This window comes from Glaciimonas sp. PAMC28666 (assembly GCF_016917355.1).
Taxonomy (GTDB): Bacteria; Pseudomonadota; Gammaproteobacteria; order Burkholderiales; family Burkholderiaceae_D; genus Glaciimonas.
In genome coordinates this window covers 718,233-738,789 of the sequence record NZ_CP070304.1, presented here as the reverse complement: position 1 = coordinate 738,789, position 20,557 = coordinate 718,233, and the positions used below count along the sequence as shown (strand labels likewise).

Genomic DNA, 20,557 nt, shown 5'->3' with positions numbered 1-20,557 from the left:
CAATTAAGAGCAAAAAATTTTACAATTTGCCTCGAATGCTGGCAGTCACGTCTGCGAGCGTCTGCTGTGACAGACTGCGCTCAAAATCTGTTTGCGATCTTTGCAATACTTCTGCCATCACATCTTTAATGTGACAACTGATTGAACACATTTCTTCCACCGGGTACATGTGTATGGCAAAGGTAGCGGGGGCCTCGCTGGCTTTATATATTTCCAGCAACGTAATCTGGTCTGGAGCGCGAGCCAGTTCGCAGGCGCCATTTTTGCCACGTGTGGCATTCACCAGACCTGCTTTCGATAATTTTGAAAGCACGCGGCGAACAAAGCTGGGATCTGCATTCACACTTTGCGCCAGCATGGCCGATGTCGCGTGCCCGCCATGATATAAAGCCAATGCTGCAAGCATGTGCGATGCGACTGAAAACTGGACATTAGTTTGTGACATGATTGTGATCATAATCAGCACAATAAACAATGTCAACAAATAGCAGATTATTTTTGATGACGTAAAAATGCCCCGTCTAATAGCAAACGGGGCATTTCTGAAGGAGAGAAGGGCAGCCGTGGCCACGCCGGTTAGCCCTGAAAAACAACAGATTGAGCTTTGCGTCGCTTAATCTGGCCGGCTACCTGACGTTATAAACAACGTTCATGAACTAACAATCTATCACCGCAGAGCTTCGATTAATTTTTCAAGTTTGACGGTATCGGCACTAAATTGACGAATCCCTTCGGCCAGTTTCTCGGTGGCCATGGCATCGTCATTGACCATGTTTCGAAATGCCGGTTCATCGAAGCTAATTTTTTGAATATCATCTTCTTTTGACGCTTCAGCGCTAAGTTTTCGCGTGACCGGTTCGCTGCTTCCCTCTAATTTTTCCAGCAAATCAGGGCTAATGGTCAGCAGATCGCAACCCGCCAGTTCCAATATCTGTGATGTGTTGCGGAAACTCGCTCCCATCACTTCGGTTGCGTAACCAAACTTACGGAAGTAACTATAGACTTGCTTCACTGACTGCACGCCGGGATCGGCAGCACCGGTATATTCTTTGCCAGTGGATTTTTTATACCAATCGTAGATACGGCCGACGAACGGTGAAACCAACTGCACTTTTGCCTCAGCACAAGCAACCGCTTGCGGCAATGAGAATAGCAGTGTCAGATTGCAATGAATGCCTTCTTTTTCCAGAACCTCAGCTGCCCGAATGCCTTCCCAGGTTGATGCAATTTTAATCAATATGCGCTTACGGTCAATACCGGCAGCTTCATACAACCCGATTAATTTGCGACCTTTATCGATGGTGCCTTGCGTGTCAAACGACAGGCGCGCATCAGTCTCGGTTGAGACCCGACCCGGAATTATTTTTAATATTTCCAGCCCGAACACGATTAATAGCTGGTCGATAATATCGCCCGTTGATAAAGCGGCGTGATCGCGCACCGCTTTTTCCATCAGCGGTTGATAATCCGTTTTTTGCACGGCCTTCAAAATCAAGGATGGATTCGTCGTCGCATCGTGGGGCGCGAACGCTTTCATCGTCTGAAAATCGCCCGTATCGGCAACGATGGTAGTGAACTGTTTAAGTTGTTCTAGTTGGTTCATGGCAAGTTATCGCTTTGGTGAGGGGTTGATCGAAATATCCAAATATTCAAATATTCATTACGCCCGGTAGTTGCCTGGCAGCTCTTACGAAACCTGTTGCGCACCAGACAATCGCATCAGTGATGCTGGCCGGTCCGGTATACGGGACCGCTTCAGGTCAGGTTGTAACGTCGTTTTAAAAGGTGGTTTCAAATTAGTTTACGCAATTTTCCAAAGACTAAAGTCGCAGCATCCAGTCTTCTTATTTGTAGCCAGTTGGTGTGATAAGTTCCGCGGTGCGCACCGATTGTTTCATCTGTGCGCTTTGTTGACTCGCTGATTCGCTGACTCGCTGACGTTATGCTGCTACGCTAGCATTTTTTTGCCAAGAAATATCTGATATTTTTTTGAATTATCTTAAGTGTATCCAGTCCGCGGTGTAAAAGTTTTTGTGCCGCGCGTGTTGGACTTAATTATTCGCTTTGGCTTCATAGTCATGCTCGTACAAAATTTTTTTCTTAGGTCCTGGGCCCGGCGCTCAGCGTGTCGAAAAAAAATCCCGTGTCACTTTCAGAGCATCCTCGACTGCTTTTTCCGAAATGTCCAGGTGAGTTACCCAGCGTTGTTGGGTCGCGGTATAGGCCGACGTGACGCCGATTCCATGCGCAGCTAAATAGGCAGAGAACGGCGCGGCAACATCAGCAGCGACATTAACGAAGACCATATTGGTGTCCGGCATCGAAACGGTTAGTCCCGAATATTGCGATAAGCCAATGGCAAGAAGTTTCGCATTTGCGTGATCGTCGACCAAGCGTTCGACGTTGTGTTCCAGCGCATATAATCCTGCGGCCGCGATGATACCCGCCTGGCGCATACCACCGCCCAGCATCTTCCGCAGGCGCCGCGCTTTGGCTATAAACGGCGCGGACCCTATCAGGACCGACCCGACCGGTGCTCCCAGTCCTTTGGACAGGCAGACTGAGACGGAATCAAAAGGAGACGCCAGCGAAGCCGCAGAAACGCCGAGCATCGCCGCGGCATTGAACAAACGGGCGCCGTCGAGGTGACAGGCCAGGCCATAGCGTCGTGCCAGTGCGGTCGCGGCATCGACGTACGCCACAGGTAACACTTTCCCGCCGGTGGTATTTTCTAAAGCAAGCAAACGGGTTCGGGCAAAATGGGAATCGTCCGGTTTGATCGCTTCTTCGATTTCGCTCAGGAGCAAGGTGCCATCAGCCTGACCGTTCAAGGGCTGCGGCTGAATGCTGCCCAGCACTGCGGCGCCGCCGGCCTCCCAGCGATAGCAATGGGCTCTCTGGCTGACGATGTATTCGTCCCCGCGCTCGCAGTGTGACATGAGCGCGATCAGATTAGCTTGCGTACCCGAAGGGACAAACAGAGCGGCTTCTTTGCCGACTATTCTCGCAGCCGTGCTTTCAAGTCGATTGACCGTCGGATCATCGCCGAATACGTCATCGCCAACTTCTGCAGCTGCCATCGCGGCGCGCATGGAGGGGCCAGGCCGGGTAACTGTATCGCTTCTGAAATCGTGTCGGATGGCGGTGCTCATCGAATCTCCTTGAAAAGCGTCCATCTTGACACTCCGGACGGGGCAAATCAACCCGGGGGCACGATAAATTTACATAAAATCACCGGAGGTGATTGCTGTCGTGTGCAGGCAAGTTTATGCTGCGGAGTAGGGCCGGGCCACACGTCAAATGCGCAACCTTTGGCGGTCATCGGATGGTGCGTGCCCCCCAAACCGCTATTGAAAAAGCCATATTCTTAAATCACTGTTTCTTGAATCGTCAATAAGAAAACAACAGTACGACACACTTTGTTACATGCCTTACGACTTGCGCATGGAAGGATCGTTTTTTTTTAGGTTAAATGGTGTCATGCCTTATCCCATTTAATTCATATGGAACAATCATGAAAAAAGCCTTACGCATCGCAGCACTCAGCTTGGTCGCTGCAGCTAGTTTGCTTTGGTCCGCGACCCCCGCGATGGCACGGACGTTCGTCGACTGGTCGGTCAACGTCGATGTGCCGGGACCGGCATATTACCCGCCACCGCCACGCGTGTATTATCCGCCGCCGCCGCCGGTTTACTATGCGCCGCGTCCGGTTTATGTCCAGCCACCGCCGGTGTACGTAGAAACATACCCGAGTCCTTACTATCGTCATCCAGGGTATTATCGCCACGGGTACGGTTGGCGTGAGCGGGAGTGGCGTAGAGGTTATGACCGTTAAGTGAGCATTTGACGGCAGCTATAAAAAATAAGTATCAAAACCGTGTAGTCGAAATTACATTAATTTCGGCTACATTTTTTTTTGTCAAAATACAACGGCTGCCCGCGATAAACGCGTGTAGATATAGGTTTACTGTATGGATATACAGTAGTCGTGCTAAAGTGTTAGCTCTTTCTAAGATACTGGTGCTAATAAAAATGAACAATCCATCTATCACTTCAGATTCACGATTCGGCGTTGAATCGACTCCTTATTCGATCTTGTTACGAATGGGAAAACGCGAGTTATTTCTTTGTCGGGATCATTACAAGCGGCTCTATCGAAGCAATCCGATAATTGAATGCACTGCGGGTGTACAACCTGGACATCTTCAAATACTTCTGTTCCGGCGTTGGTTATTAATCCTCAGTCAAACCCATTGAGCCTCAGTCAAACCCATGGACATCGGTTCGAATAAAAAGTCTGCGTGTTGAGTGGAGTATTTAGTCTGGCTGCGCCCTAAACAACCTCGTCCTTAGCGGATTATCTTTCATCTCCGGATTTGAACGCTAGCGCCCCTTGAAGTCGCGTTATGATGTGGCTTAGATCAAAGTGATGGAAACAGGTATGGCCAAAATTGATGATATTGTAAAAAAACAAAAAGAGGGCGCGAAATTTGTTATTTCGGGTGCCATGCTCGGTCTTGAGCCGGAGGAGTTCGATACCGTCGCCAAGCTGTGGACAGAGGATTGTAACCACGGGTTTGTGGTCACCGGCGTTCCTCACAGAAAATGTATCGATGGTGAATTTTTTATCGACAGAATCACCGTAACGAAAAGTGGTCCCACCACTGAATAGCAGCGATTAACGCCTGATTTCGACGAGAGTTGCCGGATGCTCTGGTTGGATAAGGTGTTGGCCTGGAGGTCGCGCTGAATGCGCACGTCGCAGATCAAAAGGCCGGTGAACTTATAGCAATAGCAGTAAGACGATTCTGGCACGAGCAATTGATTCGCAGATGCATTTTTCGATAAATCAGGGGAAAACGGCGTGCGACCGTTCCAAAGGCACATTTCCCGCGCACATAGCAGTCAAATCTTGCCTCCGCACGCGCTGGGCAATCACGTCTGCTATTTCGCAATCAGCGCTGTTAGCGCCAACATTCGTTGCTAAACCGGAGGCAATCGCTAGCGCCTTCACCTTTTTGCATCAGCCCCAAGAGATTGGATCGACCACACCAAGCGCCTGAAACGCGGGCTTGCAAAAGAGAAAGCCTTGCATCAGATTGATGCCAGCATTGCGTAAATAATCCCGTTCAGCGATGGTTTCAATGCCTTCCGCCAACACCCGCACGTTTAACGCAGCACAAATCGACACAATTCCGTCCACAATCGCCTGTTTCGGCTTGCTGGTATCGATGTCACGCACCAGCGCCATATCAATTTTTATAATATCGGGCTGAAATTCGGCTAACAATCCCAATCCTGCGTAGCCAGCGCCGAAATCATCGATAGCGGTGCGGAAGCCAAAACGGCGATATTCGCGGAAAATATTGACCAGATGGGCGCGATCATGAATTTGCTCGCCTTCCGTCACCTCAAAAATGATTTGTTCAATCGGAAAATGGTAGGTTTTCGCCGCCTCCAGAGTGCTACGAATGCAAGCTTCTGGACGATACACGGCGTTGGGCAAAAAATTTATGGACAGCAATTCGTTCATGCCAAGCTCAGAGGCCCCGCGTATCGCCTTCACCCTGCAAGCCTGATCAAATCGATAGCGATTGGCTGGCGTTACCTGCGAGAGGATCGAATGCGCAGATTCTCCATTCTCGCCTCGTACCAGTGCCTCATGGGCATAAATTGACCGCGTATCGATATTGATGATCGGCTGATAAGCAAAAACAAAGCCGAAGTCAAGCTCCGCCGAATCCTTGCATTCCACACATTTTTTAGTAACTGCCGTCGCTTCTCCCTGCTCTATACGGATAGGTGACATTTGATTTTTTCTTCTTAAATATTAAATAACGAATATCGGTCTTCACTTGTAGCACAATTTCAAAAATCGTTTTTTCTCGTCACGATTTCCGAGCTTAATTTGCCGCTCATCGTTAGTCAGGGAACGGCTAATTTTGCATCGGAAAAAGGTTTGTCCATGCCGGATCAGTTGACCTTTTGTTCTCTACAGACTGCGCATGTAGTGGAACAGGCTCATTCTTTTCGCCGGTCGAAGGCAATAAAAAAGAGTGCCATGATTAAAAAACCCAAAAGTATGCCAACGCTATTGACCATGACAGCACCGTAACCGATTGCCGCGACGTCGATAAATGGATAGGCATAGACGCCGGATTGGGCACCATGAATCAGCGCGTACACAAGATAGAGAATCGGATAGAGCGCCCAAGTCAAGCAATCACGCCAACGCAGTTCCGCTTTCGGCACGCACAAAAACCAATAAATGACGAAACCGAGCGGCACGATCACGTGCATTAGCTCGTCGGCAACCCTGCCCCAGCCGGTGGGATGCCAAAGCTGCCGCAACATGAGATTATAAACAATGCCTACCAGCGCAATGCTGGGAGCGATGCCGCCGAGTATGAACGGGCGCGAGAAAAGACTCCATGGAGCCGTTCGATCTTTGCCGGCGATACTTTTATTGCTTCCTTTGCTTCCTTTGCTGCCTTTGCTCTGGAGTGCTACGGCGGTAAAGGCGAACGCAACCAGAAGGTTTGTGAGTATGGTGAAGAAACTAAAAAACACCATTAGAGCATGCTCAAAGGAGCGGCCGCGCGACAGGCTTCGTTCTACAGTCACAAAAAGTTCGATACCTAATCCCAGCCAACTGAGGATGGCACCAACGACGGCATAGTAGACGCGCTGTCTAAGGGTTTGATGTTGCGCCATAGTGTTTCCTATCAGAAATTTTAACGACAGATTGTCCCACGGGATAACTGCGATATGAAGCGAGAACTTCCGACGACCGCTCCGTTTCAAGGAATAAAACGAATCGATGGTGATTGTCAATGAAATGAACTATGATTCATTTCATTGACAATCACCTCTTGTTCTCATGGCCTATCGACGTAGCGAACTAGTTGAGACCCATTTGGCGCAAAATCGTGCGCGCATTCTGGCCGCCGCACGACGATTAGTCCGCGAAGGTGGCTGGCAAGAAGGGCAGATTGCTAGCGTGGCCGCTGCCGCCGAACTCGCCACCGGCACCGTTTACCGTTATTTTCCGTCAAAAGCTGCATTGTTCGCGGAAGTCCTGGCCATCGTTAGCCAGCGTGAGGTGAACGTTATTACGGAAATTATTAACGGCAATGGCAGCCCGACCGAGAGGCTGCACGGTGCCGTGCGCACCTTTGTAGAACGCGCCATGCGCAATCGCCGTCTGGCATTCGCTCTTATCGCCGAACCTTGTGATCGAGAAATTGACGAGGCCCGGTTGGTATGGCGCTTTGCGATTGGGCAAGAGATTGTCAGGATTGTCGAAGAAGGGCAGCGCAGCGGAGAATTCCGAAGTGATTTGCACGCTAATGTAGCTGCCGCTCTCATCGTTGGCGGTTTTATGGAAGCATTGGTTGGTCCGCTTTCGCCGTTATCACCCAACCTGGATAAAGCATCGCCGACAGCATTAGCGTTGGCGGATGAAATCGGTGACATATGTTGTGCCTCGGTCATCCAGTCGTTGTCCGTAGGCCACGCTGACAAATGATTGCCTGAGACGCGTGTCCGGCAATTTATAACGCATCATTTCTGTCTACCATTTTTAAGCAAAATAACCTTCAATCCAAGGAAAAAATACGATGAATGCTCCACTCCAAGATCAACTGGCGATCCTTACCGACCGATACGCAACCCACCACGTCATTAATCAGGCAGCGCCGCTTGAAGGGTTTAATGCTTTTCTTGGAGACGCTGTCGTCTCTGCCGCGATTGCCCGTGATGCACCTTGGGCGGCAGCGCGTTGCAGTGCGGTTGGGGCCATTGCCGGTGATGCCGCGGTGCAGGAAGCGGCGCGGCTCGCAAATAAATATTCGCCAGAACTTCGCACGCATGATCGCTACGGCAATCGCATCGACTGGGTTGAGTTTCATCCAGCCTGGCATCAACTGATGACCCTCGCCTGGCAGCATGAGGTCCATTCATTGGCCTGGACCACGAAAGAATCCCATGGGCATCTCGCCCGTGCTGTATTGTCCTTTCTGTGGAATCAAGTCGAGCAAGGAACTGGCTGCCCAACCGGTATGGCATACGCGGGCTACGCCGGACTTGCAGCAGAGCCGGCCTTAAAGCTATGGGCCGAAAAAGCGACGGGAAATAAATACGACTTCAGTCGCAATGAAGTGCGCCAAAAAACCAGCGTCGTGCTGGGCTATGCAATGACCGAAAAGCAGGGTGGCTCCGATTTGCGGGAGACGCAAACCACCGCCGTGTTTTCGCACACGGAGACCTGTCACGGCGCGCCAGCCGACTGGTATTCCTTGACGGGACACAAATGGTTTTGCTCAGTCCCGGTGGCAGATGGCTTTTTCACACTTGCCAAAGTTAGTGGCGGCGTTACCTGCTTTTTCCTTCCACGTACCTTGCCAGACGGCAGCTTCAATCGCTTCTTTATTCAACGTTTAAAAGACAAATGCGGCAATCGCTCCAACGCATCAAGTGAGATTGAGTTTGCCGGATCGTTGGCGATTCGGGTCGGGCAAGAGGGACACGGGATTCGGGAAATTTTATCCCATGCACATTTAACGCGGCTTGACTTTGCGGTTGGTTCGGCCGGACTGATGCGGCAATCGCTGAACCTTGCACTCAACCATACCAACACCCGACGCGGTTTTAAGTTACCGCTGGCCGAGCAACCAATGATGGCCAACGTGCTGGCAGACATGGCGATTGAGGTGGAGTCCGCAACCTTAATGGCATTGCGCGTCGCGCGGGCCACAGACCATCTTGATGACGACCAGCACGAGCGCGCATTTGCCCGGATCGCCACGCCGATGGCAAAATATTTTAATTGTTCACGCGCACCTGCGATTGCGTATGAAGCTTTGCAATGTCATGGTGGAAATGGTTTTATCGAGGAAAGTCCCATGGCGCGGCTGTATCGCGAGGCACCGCTCAACAGCGTCTGGGAGGGCACCGCCAATATGATGTGCATGGATGTGCGGCGAGCGATGATGAAGGATCGCACTACGCGGGATGCCTTTGTTGCAGAAATATCAAAGGCAAAAGGCGCAGACAGACGGTTTGACGTGTACATTGATCAAACTTCGCAATTAATGGACGCCGCATGCGAGGACGAGTATCTGGCACGCCCCGCGACCGAAGCAATGGCCCGAGCGTTACAAGGGGCCGAGCTGATCCACTACTCAACGCAGGATACTGCAGATGCTTTTATAGTGAGTCGGCTTGCGGGCGTGGGAGGCGGTTCAGGAAGCATGTTTGGCACAATGGGAATGGGCTCCAACAGTGCGCAAGCACATCGCATAGTCCGCCGCGCGCGACTTGGACCTGTTTGAAAATTTCGGCCGAGTAAGCGGTAAAGCAAGTTGAACAGTAGGTTGAAAATAAGGTGAGACCGTTGCACGTTGGTGACGTCTGTTTTTCCGGTTTTTAACTGCCGGAAGGGCATTAATTTAACCGGGCCGAACATCTGACAAAAGAACAGGTGGCGGCCAGGCACTTCGATTTTGCGTGGTGTCGGCTGATATTGGCCGGGTGTTAGCAATAGTTGTGAGGGGATAGAAAAAAATGGCTCTGACGCAGCTGGATTGAAGTAGCCATTTTTGCTTTACTTCCGAACCTTTGTTAACAAATTTATTTCATCACGTTGAACTCGAAATGCTTTTTAGGGAGACAAAAAGCATGAAGACGACAATAAAAAAACTTTCATTATCAGCGATGTTGCTAGCCGCATGCGCCACCCCGGCGTTTGCCCAAATCAGTAATAACGTCGTCAAGATCGGCATATTGACCGATCTGTCCGGTCTTTATTCTGACCTGTCCGGGCAGGGTTCAATCGTCGCCGCCAAAATGGCTATCGCAGACTTTGGGGGAACCGTACTCGGCAAGCCAATTGAACTGGTCAGCGCGGATAGTCAGAACAAAGCCGATGTTGCTGCGCTCAAGGCCCGCGAATGGATCGATGAGCAAAACGTCGACGTATTGATGGATCTGGTACCGACCAATGTCGCACTGGCGGTCATGGATGTTGCGCAAAAAAAGAACAAGATTGCGATCGTGGTGGGTTCTGCATCGAGCGTCATCACCAATGAAAAGTGTACGACCACCGGGATTCACTGGATGTACGATACCTATTCCAGTTCGGTTGGCACCGGCAAGGCATTGGTCAAGCGCGGCGCTGATAGTTGGTTTTTCTTAACCGCCGATTACGCCTTCGGCAAGTCGCTTGAGAAGGACGTGTCAGACGTCGTTATTTCCGGTGGCGGCAAGGTGCTGGGCTCGGTAAAACATCCGCTCAACTCCCGCGATTTTTCATCCTTCCTGGTGCAGGCACAAAGCTCGAAAGCAAAAGTGATTGGTTTAGCGAACGCCGGCGGTGACACCGTCAATTCGGTTAAACAAGCGACCGAATTTGGCATCGCCGCGAAAGGTCAGATCGTGGCACCGCTGTTGATGTTCATCAGCGATGTGCACGCAATGGGACTTAATATCGCGCAGGGGATGTATCTCACGGAAGGTTTTTACTGGGACTATAACAACGACAGCCGCAACTGGTCCAAACGTTTTTTTGCCATTCAAAAACGCATGCCAACCATGGCGCAAGCCGGAATGTATTCAGCGGTCATGCATTATTTGAAATCAGTAAAGGCCGCAGGCACGGACGAAACCACCGCCGTACTGAAGAAAATGCGCGAGTTGCCGATCTCTGATGCGGTGATACCAAAAGGAACATTACGGGAAGATGGTCGCGTGGTGCATGACATGCTGCTCCTGCAGGTCAAAAAACCTGCCGAGTCAAAGACACCTTGGGATTATTACAATGTGATAGCGACAGTTCCCGGTAACGAAGCATTTCGCCCGTTGTCACAATCGAGCTGCCCGCTGGTGAAGAAGTAATCGCGTTGTTGCAACCGCTCGTATCGTCAATATGACCAGCGGAAGATTGACGATACTTGCAGTAAGTTGGGTGGCTCAGAGAATCCATGCGCCCAACAGTGAAACGTTTTCCAAATTTGCTACGTACGTTCGAACTATTACAGACGTTCGATGATCGCCGCGATACCTTGCCCACCACCGATACACATAGTAATCAAACCGTAGCGCTTATTAGTGCGGATCAATTCATACAGACATTTAATCGTGATGATGGCACCGCTGGCACCCAGAGGATGACCAAGGGCAATCGCGCCACCGTTGACGTTGGTAATTGCCGGATCCAGTTCCAGTCCTTTGCAAACACCCAAGGACTGCGCAGCGAACGCCTCGTTCGACTCAATCACTTGCATGTCACTCAGGTTCAGACCTGCACGTTTCAACGCCAGTTGCACCGCCGGTATCGGTCCGGTTCCCATGATCGATGGATCAACGCCAGCCACCGCGTACGATACCAAGCGGGCCAGAGGAGTCAAGCCAGCGCGGGCAGCAGCGCCCGCTTCCATCAGCACACAAGCGCCAGCGCCGTCGTTGATCCCGGAAGAATTACCTGCGGTGACGGTACCGCCGTCTTTTTTGAAGGCTGGCTTCAGCTTCGCCAGTGACTCCATGGTGGTATCGGCTTTCGGATATTCATCGGTGTCAAACAGCACCACGCCCTTACGCGTTTTGAGTTCGACAGGCACAATCTGCGAAGTAAAATGACCGGCTGCAATTGCCGCGGTTGCACGTTTTTGACTTTCAACAGCGAACGCATCTTGTTCTTCGCGCGAGATATTGTATTTTTGCGCTACGTTCTCAGCGGTGATGCCCATATGACCTGCACCGAACGGATCAGACAAAGCGCCGACCATCATGTCGACCATTTTGATATCGCCCATGCGTGCACCAAAACGCGCGGCTTGGGTCGAGTACATCGCCCGGCTCATGTTTTCGACACCACCGCCAACAGCGATATCGGTCTCATTCAATTGAATCGCGTTTGCAGCTGAAACAATCGCCTGTAGTCCGGAACCGCATAAACGGTTCAGCGTCAGTGCCGTCGATTCCTTGCTCATTCCCGCATTCATACCCACCACGCGCGATACGTACATGTCCCGGGTTTCGGTATGGATTACGTGACCGAAAACGATCTGACCGGCTTGCGCTGGATCAACTTTAGCGCGGACAAACGCTTCCTTCACGGCAATAGCGCCAAGCTCACACGGTGCGAGATCCTTTAGCGAACCGCCGAAGGTGCCGATTGCGGTACGCGCTGCGCCGACGATTACTACTTCTCTTGTGTTAGCCATAATGTTTAGTCTCCTGAATGAGGTGTTAGTGGGGTTTGGGAAGATTTGATTGAAATCAAAGCGGTGGTGTGCAGGTAAAAGCAGTGCTTAGCGGTCGTCTCTCTACGTTTTTATTTTTTAATATATTTTAGATTTTACATCAAGGGCGGTTTGGTGACGTCACCATGGTGTGATATTGAGCTGCGTTTAAGGCATCGGTTGATCTTTTGATTCGCACTGCGCCAATTTGCTCAAAGAATCAGGCCATTTCGGATTTTGGAAGCCGTGTAGTGCTCTCAGGGTACAGTTTTACAGTGCGATGACAACCGCTCGTCGACAAATTCCGCTGTTTGCAACAAGAGGGCGTTTTAACGCTATTGTGTTTATTTTGTGATATGCTAAATTGTGACGTGCTGTACAGAAAGTTTTACTCTCAACGAACAACGTAAAACGTTATGCCAGACTCTATATCTGTCAAAAATTCCCTGCCCTGTTTTCCAAAGCAGCCTTTGTGCGTGCAATTCCTCGGCGTGGTTTCTGCTTCAACCCAACCGGGACATTGGCGGAGTCCAGCCAGCACTCCAACAGCGCGCGTCAGTTTTACTCCCTATCGCGAGACTTCTTTAGTGCTTGAAACAAACTATCGGTATACCTGCCGCCCGGATATTTACCCCGTGCGGATAAATTGTTGCTATAGGTCTTAGAGGTGTTATTTATCGCATTTACAATGCTAGTGGCTTAGTGTTGTGCAGAATAATCAATTTAATGGTTGACGCCGAACCCGCTTGGACACGACGAGAGAATAGCGATGCTTAACATTGAAGAAGACATTGACAACCCGAAGCTTTTTACACATTTCGGTACAACGAGTCCATGCTGGAAGCTCACCACCGATAGCGATTCTTTGAACGTCTCCGGTGAAATAAACTCGGCCACAGCGGCTATCGAACTGACTCCTGCGCAGGCGAGAGAGGTGCGCTCCATGACCGGCATTACCTCGAGTCTGGCGCTTTCCGTTGCGATTTTTGGTAATCCCATTCGCCTTCACCTGGTTGGCCGAAAAATCGATACGTGGTTGTGGGGCGGAACGGCCGCGCACTATGGAGATACAGTTGCGGTTGCAAAGGATTTGGAAAGTGGCCTGACTTTTGCGGAGCAAGTCGTCTCGGAGGTAAATTCGCTCGTTGTTATCATCGATAGCGCAGGAAAAATTAAACGATTCAACCGGTTATGCGAAGAGCTAAGCGGCGTAATGGAAGCGGATGTCGTCGGCAAAAACGGGTTGGACCTTTTTATCAATGAGCAGGAGCGAGAAGATACACGCTTGAGCGTTGGGGATTTCTTCCGAAAAGAAAAACCTTACGAAACGTTGCGCCCCATTAACACCAAGAAGGGTGTCCGCATAATTAAGTGGCGCAATACCATCATCGAATCCGGCAGCGGCATACCGGAAAAATACCTTGTTTGCTCCGGCACGGATGTGACGGAAGAGCTACGGGCGCAGGAACGATTGGTCGAGATGGCCACGACCGATGCGCTAACCGGCCTGCCAAACCGTAATGCTATTCAGGATAAAATCACCGCTGCGGTAGACGCGCCCAATGCCGATGCCTTCGGATTAATATTTCTAGATCTCGACAACTTTAAAAAGGTTAACGACCACTACGGCCACATCACCGGCGACACGCTGATCAAGGAAGTATCGATTGCGCTCCGCAGCTGTTTGACGGAGAAGGATATCATTGCCCGACTAGGTGGCGATGAGTTTCTCATTATGGTGGCAAGCACGTCTCAGGATACGGTCGAGGCCACGGCGCAGCGCATTCTGGAACGTATGAAACAACCGTTCCAGCTTAAGCGCGCCGAAGTCTACTCAGGATGTTCGATCGGTATCGCCATGTTCCCTGAGCATGGTGCGAACCTCGAAGAACTGATACGCAGCGCCGACACGGCGATGTATGTCGCAAAAGATGATGGCAAACGCACGTACTGCGTATTCTCGCCAGACATGAACAATAAAGTCAGCGAATACGTCTGGCTCGACACTAACATGCGCAACGCGCTGGCCGAAAACCAGTTCGAGCTTTATTACCAGCCAAAAGTGTCTCTCCTGACGGGAAAAATTGACAGCGTCGAAGCATTGATCCGCTGGAATCATCCGAAACGCGGTTTGATTATGCCGGGAACATTTATTCCCTACGCTGAGGAATCCGGTCTGATTGTGCCGCTCGGACGATGGGTAATGGAAACGGCGGCCAAGCAGGCTGGGGCCTGGAAAAAACAAGGGCTTAATTTACGTATTGCCATCAATATCTCAGCGCGGCAACTGCGGACTCCGACCATCATCGAAGAGTTTACGCACGCCATTTTGTCGAACGATCTGTCGCCGTCAATGGTCGATATCGAATTGACCGAAAGCTGCCTGGTGGAAGATGAAAAATTGGCCCATCGACTTATCCGCATGTTCCGCGAGCTGGGAGCCGAAGTCCATTTGGACGACTTCGGTACGGGCTATTCTTCGTTGTCCCAACTCGCCCGGTTACCTTTGGATGTATTGAAACTCGACGGCAGCTTCATCCACTCGATACACACCGACGCCAAGGCGCAAGCGCTGGTTCGTTCGATGGTCGCAGTCGGTCACGAGCTGAATCTGAAAATAGTTGCTGAGTGTGTAGAGACCCCCGAACAAGCGGACTTTTTACGTAATATCGGAATCGATTATGCACAGGGTTATCTATTTGCAAAACCCATGCGACTTGCCGACTTTACCGCCTGGATGCCAGCGTCGTCAAACAACGTGGTGCGCCTGATGACAAAGCGGGCAAGCTAAAACAGACAGTCAACAATTTCTTGTTATCCGTTTAAGGTGGATCCGTAAGCGCCTGAGGTCGTTACACTCAATGTCAATAAGGCCGCGGCATTGCTATGAGAAAACCAGATAGTACGGTGTAAATGTTGCTTGTTTCGATGTAATTTCCATACGTAAATGTTGTAGAATAAAAGCGCGGGCCGGTAGCGACGATCAAGTTTTTACAGCCTTATTGAAAGAAATTAAACGTGGAGTTCCCCTCCAAAACGAACCCGTAATCCTTTGGTGTTAAGCCATGGCTTGGACTATCCTTGTTCTACCGTGGCACAATTAAAAACATTTATTTTTTACGGACTTACTTTGTCTTCAGCAAAATCGATACCTGCGCTGGAGCATAAGAGTGAGCAGAAGATTTTCCGAATTCTTCTTGATTCTGGACTAGGGACGGGAGAGAAATTAAATTTTTTGGGCTATTCAAGTACCGCTGTATTGGCTACTACCTTGCGACTCGTATTTCCTTTATCGGACTAGTTTCTGAATGCCATTACAAAATCACCCCAAAACCCGGCGCTTTATCGAAGCCGGTCCGCTTACTCAAATGTCTGCCTGGTACGAAGCCGAGCGCAATGTGATGTGGACGATGTTGCATGCGCATCCGCGACCTTGTTTCAACCCCGAACTGCTGAAAGATATTTCGAACCTGACGCGAGCAGCACGCGCATTTCATTTGCCTATAGACTTCTGGGTCACCGGTTCCACGGTTCCAGGCATGTATAACGTCGGAGGGGACCTATCGTATTTTGCGAATCATATCCGCTCCGGTGAACGTGCGCCGTTGATGGCCTATGCCCGTGCCTGCGTCGATGCTGTATATGAGGCTATGACCGGTTTCGGCGTCGGTGCGGTTACGATCGCAATGGTCGAAGGAACGGCGCTTGGCGGTGGTTTTGAAGCCGCGCTGGCTCACGAGTACGTGTTAGCGCAAAAGGACGCAAAAATGGGCTTTCCAGAAATTGCCTTCAACTTGTATCCAGGCATGGGCGCCTATTCATTGGTGGCGCGCAAGGCACATATGCGCCTTGCAGAGCATTTAATCAGCACGGGCGAAACACACAACGCGGTATGGCATCACGAGAAAGGTCTGGTCGACCGCCTATTTGAGGAGGGCGACGCGTATAAGGCGACGCGTACTTTTATTGACGGCTTGCGACCAAAACTCAACGGCATCCGTGCAATGCTGCGTACGCGACGACGCGTGCTACCCATTACCAAAACCGAACTGTTGGACATCACGGAAGACTGGGCCGAATCGGCTTTTCAGCTGGAAGAAAAAGATCTCGCATACATGGAACGATTAGTGCTGTTGCAGAATAAACGGGGTGTCAAGTCGCCGCCTGTTGCGACTGTCGCGATTAAAGAGGTATCGCCAGAGCGGGCCACTGCGACAGCAGAATAAACATGCCCTCATCGTCGGTCGTCGGTGGTGGCGCGTGCCACCGTAAAACACTGCTGCACTGCTGCACCGGCTGTTGATGGGGCATATTTAACTTTTTGCAAAGTCAGTTTTCCCCGACACCTATCAGCTGTCAGCTGCCATTGATGTTCTGTCGCAAGCAAGATTTCTATAGCGCTTTCTTAGGTAGTTCTCGTATTGGCAAAAATTGCCGCTTCAAAGCGTTCCAAATATTCCAGACAAATCCAAAAAGAAAGTACTATCACCCCATAAAAATCCAAACAACCAACAAGGGACAAAATGAAGCCAAATACCAAGTCAATCATGATCGCTTTGACGCTTGCTTTTTCATGCAATATCGCCGCCAACGCAGCGAGTCGGTTGCCGACTATTTCACCAGAGAAATACACTGACGAGCAAAAGCAAGCCGCCGACGAATTTCTGGCCTCGCGGAAGGTGCCGGTTTTCGGACCATTCGAACCCTTGATGTACAGCCCGCAAGTCATGAGTCAGGCGCGTGCAATGGGGGATTATCTGCGTTATAACTCTGCGCTCGGCAATACCTTAAGCGAGTTTGTGATCTTGATTACTGCGCGGGAGTGGGCTCAGGATTACGAATGGTATGTGCATTATCCGATTGCCATCAAGGCAGGTATCAAACCAGAAGTCGCCGAAGCGATTGCGGATGGACGTCGTCCGACCGGCATGACCGATGATGAAGAAATCGTCTACAATTTTTCCACCGAGCTTTACAAAAATAAACGGGTCTCCGATGCAGCTTACAATCGTGCGGAAATACGGTTTGGCAGTAAAGGAATTGTAGACTTAACCGGCATCAACGCTTACTACACTTTATTGGCGATGCAGCTTAACGTGGCTCAATATCAAATGCCAGCGAATGGCAAGCGGTTGAGTCGCTTTCCAGAGTAAATTCAGCGCTTGACCTGCCCCCGGTTCCCTGACATCGTTTGCTAGTGAACCGGACAGCAACGACGTAACTCATTGATTTGGTCACGCACCAATATACGCATTTAGCCGCAGTACGTTTTGCTTAACCCGCAGGCACATCAATCAGGAGGTTCAATTGATAGATAAATTCATGCAAGCAGCCATTGAAGAGGCCCAAAAGGGACTCGCTGAAGGTGGCATTCCTATCGGTTCCGTGCTGGTGATCGACGATCAGATCGTCGGGCGAGGGCATAATCGGCGCGTTCAGAACGGTAGCGCTATTTTACATGCTGAAATGGATTGCCTGGAAAACGCAGGTCGACTGAAGGCCGCCGATTATCAGCGTGCGGTCATGTATTCGACCTTGTCGTGTTGCGACATGTGTAGCGGCGCGGCACTTCTCTACAAGATTCCAAAAATTGTGATCGGAGAGAATCAGACCTTCCAGGGACCAGAGGCGTATATGCGTTCACGTGGTGTGACCCTGGAAATTTTGGACAACGAAGAATGCGTTGCTCTGATGCGTGATTTTATCCAGGCCCAGCCGACGCTATGGGACGAAGATATCGGAGAAGTGTAAAGTCTTTTCGTGTCAATCTCGTTTGCATGGGGTAAGTCTTCGCCTTGCCCGGTCGATATTTGACGGACACCAGTGCCCGATATATTTCCCGATCGCTCCTAACGCTATTACAGAATTTTTATAGATCGGATGCGCCTTCTGTGCGCACTCGTGGCTTTCCCATCCCCTGCAATCCTGCTTCCGTGTTCTGATAACAACCGCTTGTCGACAACACGCCTTGCATGAAAGCTGTGCATTCTATGCGCTCCCACAAAAAAACAAAGGAAGAATTTCACCTATTCATAGCTGAAATATTTCGTGGTTCTTCATCGCGTTGTTGCACATAATAAAACCGTCGACAACATGATCGTGCGGGAAAACCCCCTCGCAACTTTTAAAAACCAGCCTATTCGCCACCGGATAATTTTTTGAATATGTCACGCCCAACGACCGCCTGCTTTCAGTCGTGAAGCGGCGTTACAACATTTAGGAGTGCTCTATGAACGCAGCCGTTTTACAGCAGGTCAATACCCTTCAAGTCAATCCTTTATCAGCGCATATCGGCGCAGAGATTCACGGCGTGGATTTGACACAGCCTTTAGATGCTCAGCGGGTAGCCGAGATACGTGCAGCGTTGCTTCGTTGGAAAGTAGTATTCTTCAGGAAGCAATTTTTAACACATGAACAACACGTTGCATTTAGCCAGCAGTTTGGTGAGTTGACAGTAGGACATCCCGTGTTCGGACACGTCGACGGACATCAAGAGATTTATTCGATTTCAAAATATCGCAAGGCCACGCGCTTCCAGGGTGAAGCTTTGCTGCGCCCGTGGACGGGTTGGCATACGGACGTCACCGCTGCGGTCAATCCGCCGTTTGCATCGATCTTGCGCGGTGTCACCATTCCACCGTATGGCGGCGATACGCAATGGACCAACCTGGTGGTTGCGTATGAAAAATTATCCGAGCCGCTGCGTCATTTTGTCGACGGTCTGCGCGGACTGCATCGCTTTGCGCCGCCACCCGGCGTCAAGGCCACCACCGAATATGACGCGAATGTCAAACAAACCGCGCTCCTGACCGAGCACCCTTTAGTGCGCGTGCATCCGGAAACTGGCGAACGTGCACTATACGTCAGCCCAGGATTTTTGAAGTCCATTATCGGGGTGTCACCGCGCGAAAGTCAGGCTATTTTAGAGCTGTTATGGGAACACGTGATTCGACCTGAGTTCACCGTACGTTTCAAATGGGAACCGGGCAGCGTCGCGTTTTGGGATAACCGAGCCACTGCGCATCTCGCGCCCACGGATATTCTCGATCTGGAATTTGATCGTCAGTTGTATCGCACCACTCTGGTCGGCGATGTGCCGGTCGGTCCGGACGGTCGACCATCGCTGGCGCTGGAAGGCAGCCCTGTAATTGCGGCGCAAGCGATCGCGCAAAATTAAGTCAGAGCGATCTCGCGCAGATTGAACCGCAGATGGAACCGAATTGGTGCTATCCGCGAGATCGCATTCAGGTTGAAATCGGAAAGAAAAGTAGATGTCTCAAAAATATTTTCAAAGATTATGGTATTGCCTACTTTATCTTTTAATGGCACTCGTGGTGCAGCCCGTTCATGCTGCAAATCCGACCACCGCACAGCCATCGTATCCCAAAGAATTTCGGATCGGCTACCAAAAAGGTAACAGCCTCGTGATACTGAAAGCTAGCGGCGAATTGGAAAAAACGCTAGCGCCTTTTGGTGTCATCGTTAAATGGTATGAATTTCCGTTTGGTCCGCCAATGATTGAAGCCATCAATACTGGCAACATCGACCTTGGCTACGTCGGCTCGACCCCACCAGTTCTCGCGCAGGCCGGTGGTGCACCGGAGGTTCGCTACGTCGGCTATACCGCGGCCTATAAAGATAACTATGCCGTCGTCGTGCCCAAGGAATCTGGCGTACATAGTTTGAAAGACCTTGAGGGGAAAAAGATCGCCGTCGCGAAAGGCGCAGCAGGTCAGTATCTGCTTTTAAAAGCATTGGAGCGAGAAGGGATGACGCCTGATGACATCATTTTTTCCTATCTGCAATACAGCGAATCGCGGTCCGCTTTTGAGCGTGGAGATGTTGCAGCATGGGTAGTTCCTGACCCCCGTCTGGCAGACATAGAAGAATCCATAGGCGCACGTCCGATTGTCACCGCGACGCAGCTGCCGCCCCAGTATGGATTTTTTATCGCACCGCACAAGTTTGCCGCCGCGTACCCGTCAGTCTTGCGGATCACACTAGAGCGTCTGAATGTCACCGAACAAACCGCAAAAAATCATCTGGAAGAAACTGCGCTATTTTTGGAAAAGGATACCCATGTGCCGAAAAAAATATGGCTTAAGTCCCTCTCCCGTCAAGCGTGGGGAATTCACTTTCCGTTGTCGAAAAACGTGATTGATTCACAGCAGGACGTTGCGGACACGTTTTACAAATATCACCTGATTCCCAAAGCGATACAAGTAAAAAGGATTGTCATTCCGCTTAACTGAAATAGCGCCTAAAAATACTTAATAACCTAACGAACATCATGGTGCGAATTGTTCGTTTCATGGATT

18 protein-coding genes are annotated in these 20,557 nt (G+C 50.5%); 12 read left to right on the top strand and 6 right to left on the bottom strand.

What is annotated here, in order from left to right:
• Positions 1-19: 19 nt before the first annotated feature.
• The 3 genes from JQN73_RS03280 to ltaE all read right to left on the bottom strand — a co-directional run bounded on the left by JQN73_RS03280 (position 20) and on the right by ltaE (position 3,152).
• Positions 20-445 carry an Rrf2 family transcriptional regulator gene (locus JQN73_RS03280; RefSeq protein WP_205321743.1) on the bottom strand — a complete coding sequence of 142 codons (426 nt, stop codon included), beginning with the start codon at positions 443-445 and terminating at the stop codon, positions 20-22.
• Positions 446-667: 222 nt separating this feature from the next.
• Positions 668-1,603, bottom strand: coding sequence for a transaldolase (gene tal, locus JQN73_RS03275; protein ID WP_205321742.1), 936 nt, complete (start codon positions 1,601-1,603; stop codon positions 668-670).
• Positions 1,604-2,120: 517 nt separating this feature from the next.
• Positions 2,121-3,152 carry a low-specificity L-threonine aldolase gene (gene ltaE / locus JQN73_RS03270; RefSeq protein WP_205321741.1) on the bottom strand — a complete coding sequence of 344 codons (1,032 nt, stop codon included), beginning with the start codon at positions 3,150-3,152 and terminating at the stop codon, positions 2,121-2,123.
• A gap of 362 nt (positions 3,153-3,514) precedes the next feature.
• Here ltaE and JQN73_RS03265 point away from each other — a divergent pair, with 362 nt between their 5' ends.
• The 3 genes from JQN73_RS03265 to JQN73_RS03260 all read left to right on the top strand — a co-directional run bounded on the left by JQN73_RS03265 (position 3,515) and on the right by JQN73_RS03260 (position 4,672).
• A complete protein-coding gene (locus JQN73_RS03265) occupies positions 3,515-3,835 on the top strand; it encodes a hypothetical protein (RefSeq protein WP_205321740.1) in 321 nt (106 codons plus the stop codon).
• A gap of 197 nt (positions 3,836-4,032) precedes the next feature.
• Complete coding sequence (locus tag JQN73_RS22405) at positions 4,033-4,257, top strand: hypothetical protein (RefSeq protein ID WP_240162413.1); 225 nt, start codon at positions 4,033-4,035, stop codon at positions 4,255-4,257.
• A gap of 184 nt (positions 4,258-4,441) precedes the next feature.
• Entirely contained in the window at positions 4,442-4,672 is a 231-nt protein-coding gene (locus JQN73_RS03260) for a hypothetical protein (RefSeq protein WP_205321739.1), read from the top strand.
• Positions 4,673-5,023: 351 nt separating this feature from the next.
• Here JQN73_RS03260 and JQN73_RS03255 read toward each other — a convergent pair whose 3' ends face one another.
• Together JQN73_RS03255 and JQN73_RS03250 are read right to left on the bottom strand one after the other, a co-directional pair.
• The gene (locus JQN73_RS03255) at positions 5,024-5,809 is read right to left on the bottom strand and encodes an EAL domain-containing protein (RefSeq protein WP_205321738.1); all 786 of its coding nucleotides are present in this window, start codon (positions 5,807-5,809) and stop codon (positions 5,024-5,026) included.
• 212 nt (positions 5,810-6,021) lie between these two features.
• Positions 6,022-6,714, bottom strand: a complete 693-nt coding sequence (locus JQN73_RS03250) for a Pr6Pr family membrane protein (RefSeq protein ID WP_205321737.1) — start codon at positions 6,712-6,714, stop codon at positions 6,022-6,024.
• A gap of 202 nt (positions 6,715-6,916) precedes the next feature.
• Here JQN73_RS03250 and JQN73_RS03245 point away from each other — a divergent pair, with 202 nt between their 5' ends.
• From JQN73_RS03245 to JQN73_RS03235, 3 genes are all read left to right on the top strand, one after another.
• Entirely contained in the window at positions 6,917-7,528 is a 612-nt protein-coding gene (locus JQN73_RS03245) for a TetR/AcrR family transcriptional regulator (protein WP_240162412.1), read from the top strand.
• Positions 7,529-7,619: 91 nt separating this feature from the next.
• A complete protein-coding gene (locus tag JQN73_RS03240; RefSeq protein WP_205321735.1) occupies positions 7,620-9,332 on the top strand; it encodes an acyl-CoA dehydrogenase family protein in 1,713 nt (570 codons plus the stop codon).
• Between the two features lie 346 nt (positions 9,333-9,678).
• The gene (locus JQN73_RS03235; protein WP_205321734.1) at positions 9,679-10,893 is read left to right on the top strand and encodes an ABC transporter substrate-binding protein; all 1,215 of its coding nucleotides are present in this window, start codon (positions 9,679-9,681) and stop codon (positions 10,891-10,893) included.
• A 137-nt stretch (positions 10,894-11,030) separates the two neighbouring features.
• Here the strand turns inward: JQN73_RS03235 and JQN73_RS03230 are convergent, their stop codons facing one another.
• Positions 11,031-12,221 (bottom strand): acetyl-CoA C-acyltransferase family protein, encoded by a 1,191-nt coding sequence (locus tag JQN73_RS03230; protein WP_205321733.1) that lies wholly within the window; start codon positions 12,219-12,221, stop codon positions 11,031-11,033.
• 796 nt (positions 12,222-13,017) lie between these two features.
• Between JQN73_RS03230 and pdeR the strand changes: the two genes are divergently transcribed.
• From pdeR to JQN73_RS03200, 6 genes are all read left to right on the top strand, one after another.
• Positions 13,018-15,030, top strand: a complete 2,013-nt coding sequence (pdeR, locus tag JQN73_RS03225) for a cyclic di-GMP phosphodiesterase (RefSeq protein WP_370551346.1) — start codon at positions 13,018-13,020, stop codon at positions 15,028-15,030.
• A 517-nt stretch (positions 15,031-15,547) separates the two neighbouring features.
• On the top strand, positions 15,548-16,465 hold the full coding sequence (locus tag JQN73_RS03220; protein WP_205321731.1) for a crotonase/enoyl-CoA hydratase family protein: 918 nt from the start codon (positions 15,548-15,550) through the stop codon (positions 16,463-16,465).
• Positions 16,466-16,762: 297 nt separating this feature from the next.
• Positions 16,763-17,392: a carboxymuconolactone decarboxylase family protein gene (locus tag JQN73_RS03215; protein WP_240162411.1), complete on the top strand. Its 630-nt coding sequence runs from the start codon at positions 16,763-16,765 to the stop codon at positions 17,390-17,392.
• A gap of 154 nt (positions 17,393-17,546) precedes the next feature.
• Complete coding sequence (locus JQN73_RS03210) at positions 17,547-17,990, top strand: nucleoside deaminase (protein ID WP_240162410.1); 444 nt, start codon at positions 17,547-17,549, stop codon at positions 17,988-17,990.
• A 478-nt stretch (positions 17,991-18,468) separates the two neighbouring features.
• Complete coding sequence (locus JQN73_RS03205; RefSeq protein ID WP_205321730.1) at positions 18,469-19,416, top strand: TauD/TfdA family dioxygenase; 948 nt, start codon at positions 18,469-18,471, stop codon at positions 19,414-19,416.
• Between the two features lie 94 nt (positions 19,417-19,510).
• On the top strand, positions 19,511-20,491 hold the full coding sequence (locus JQN73_RS03200; protein WP_205321729.1) for an aliphatic sulfonate ABC transporter substrate-binding protein: 981 nt from the start codon (positions 19,511-19,513) through the stop codon (positions 20,489-20,491).
• The last annotated feature ends 66 nt before the right edge of the window (positions 20,492-20,557 follow it).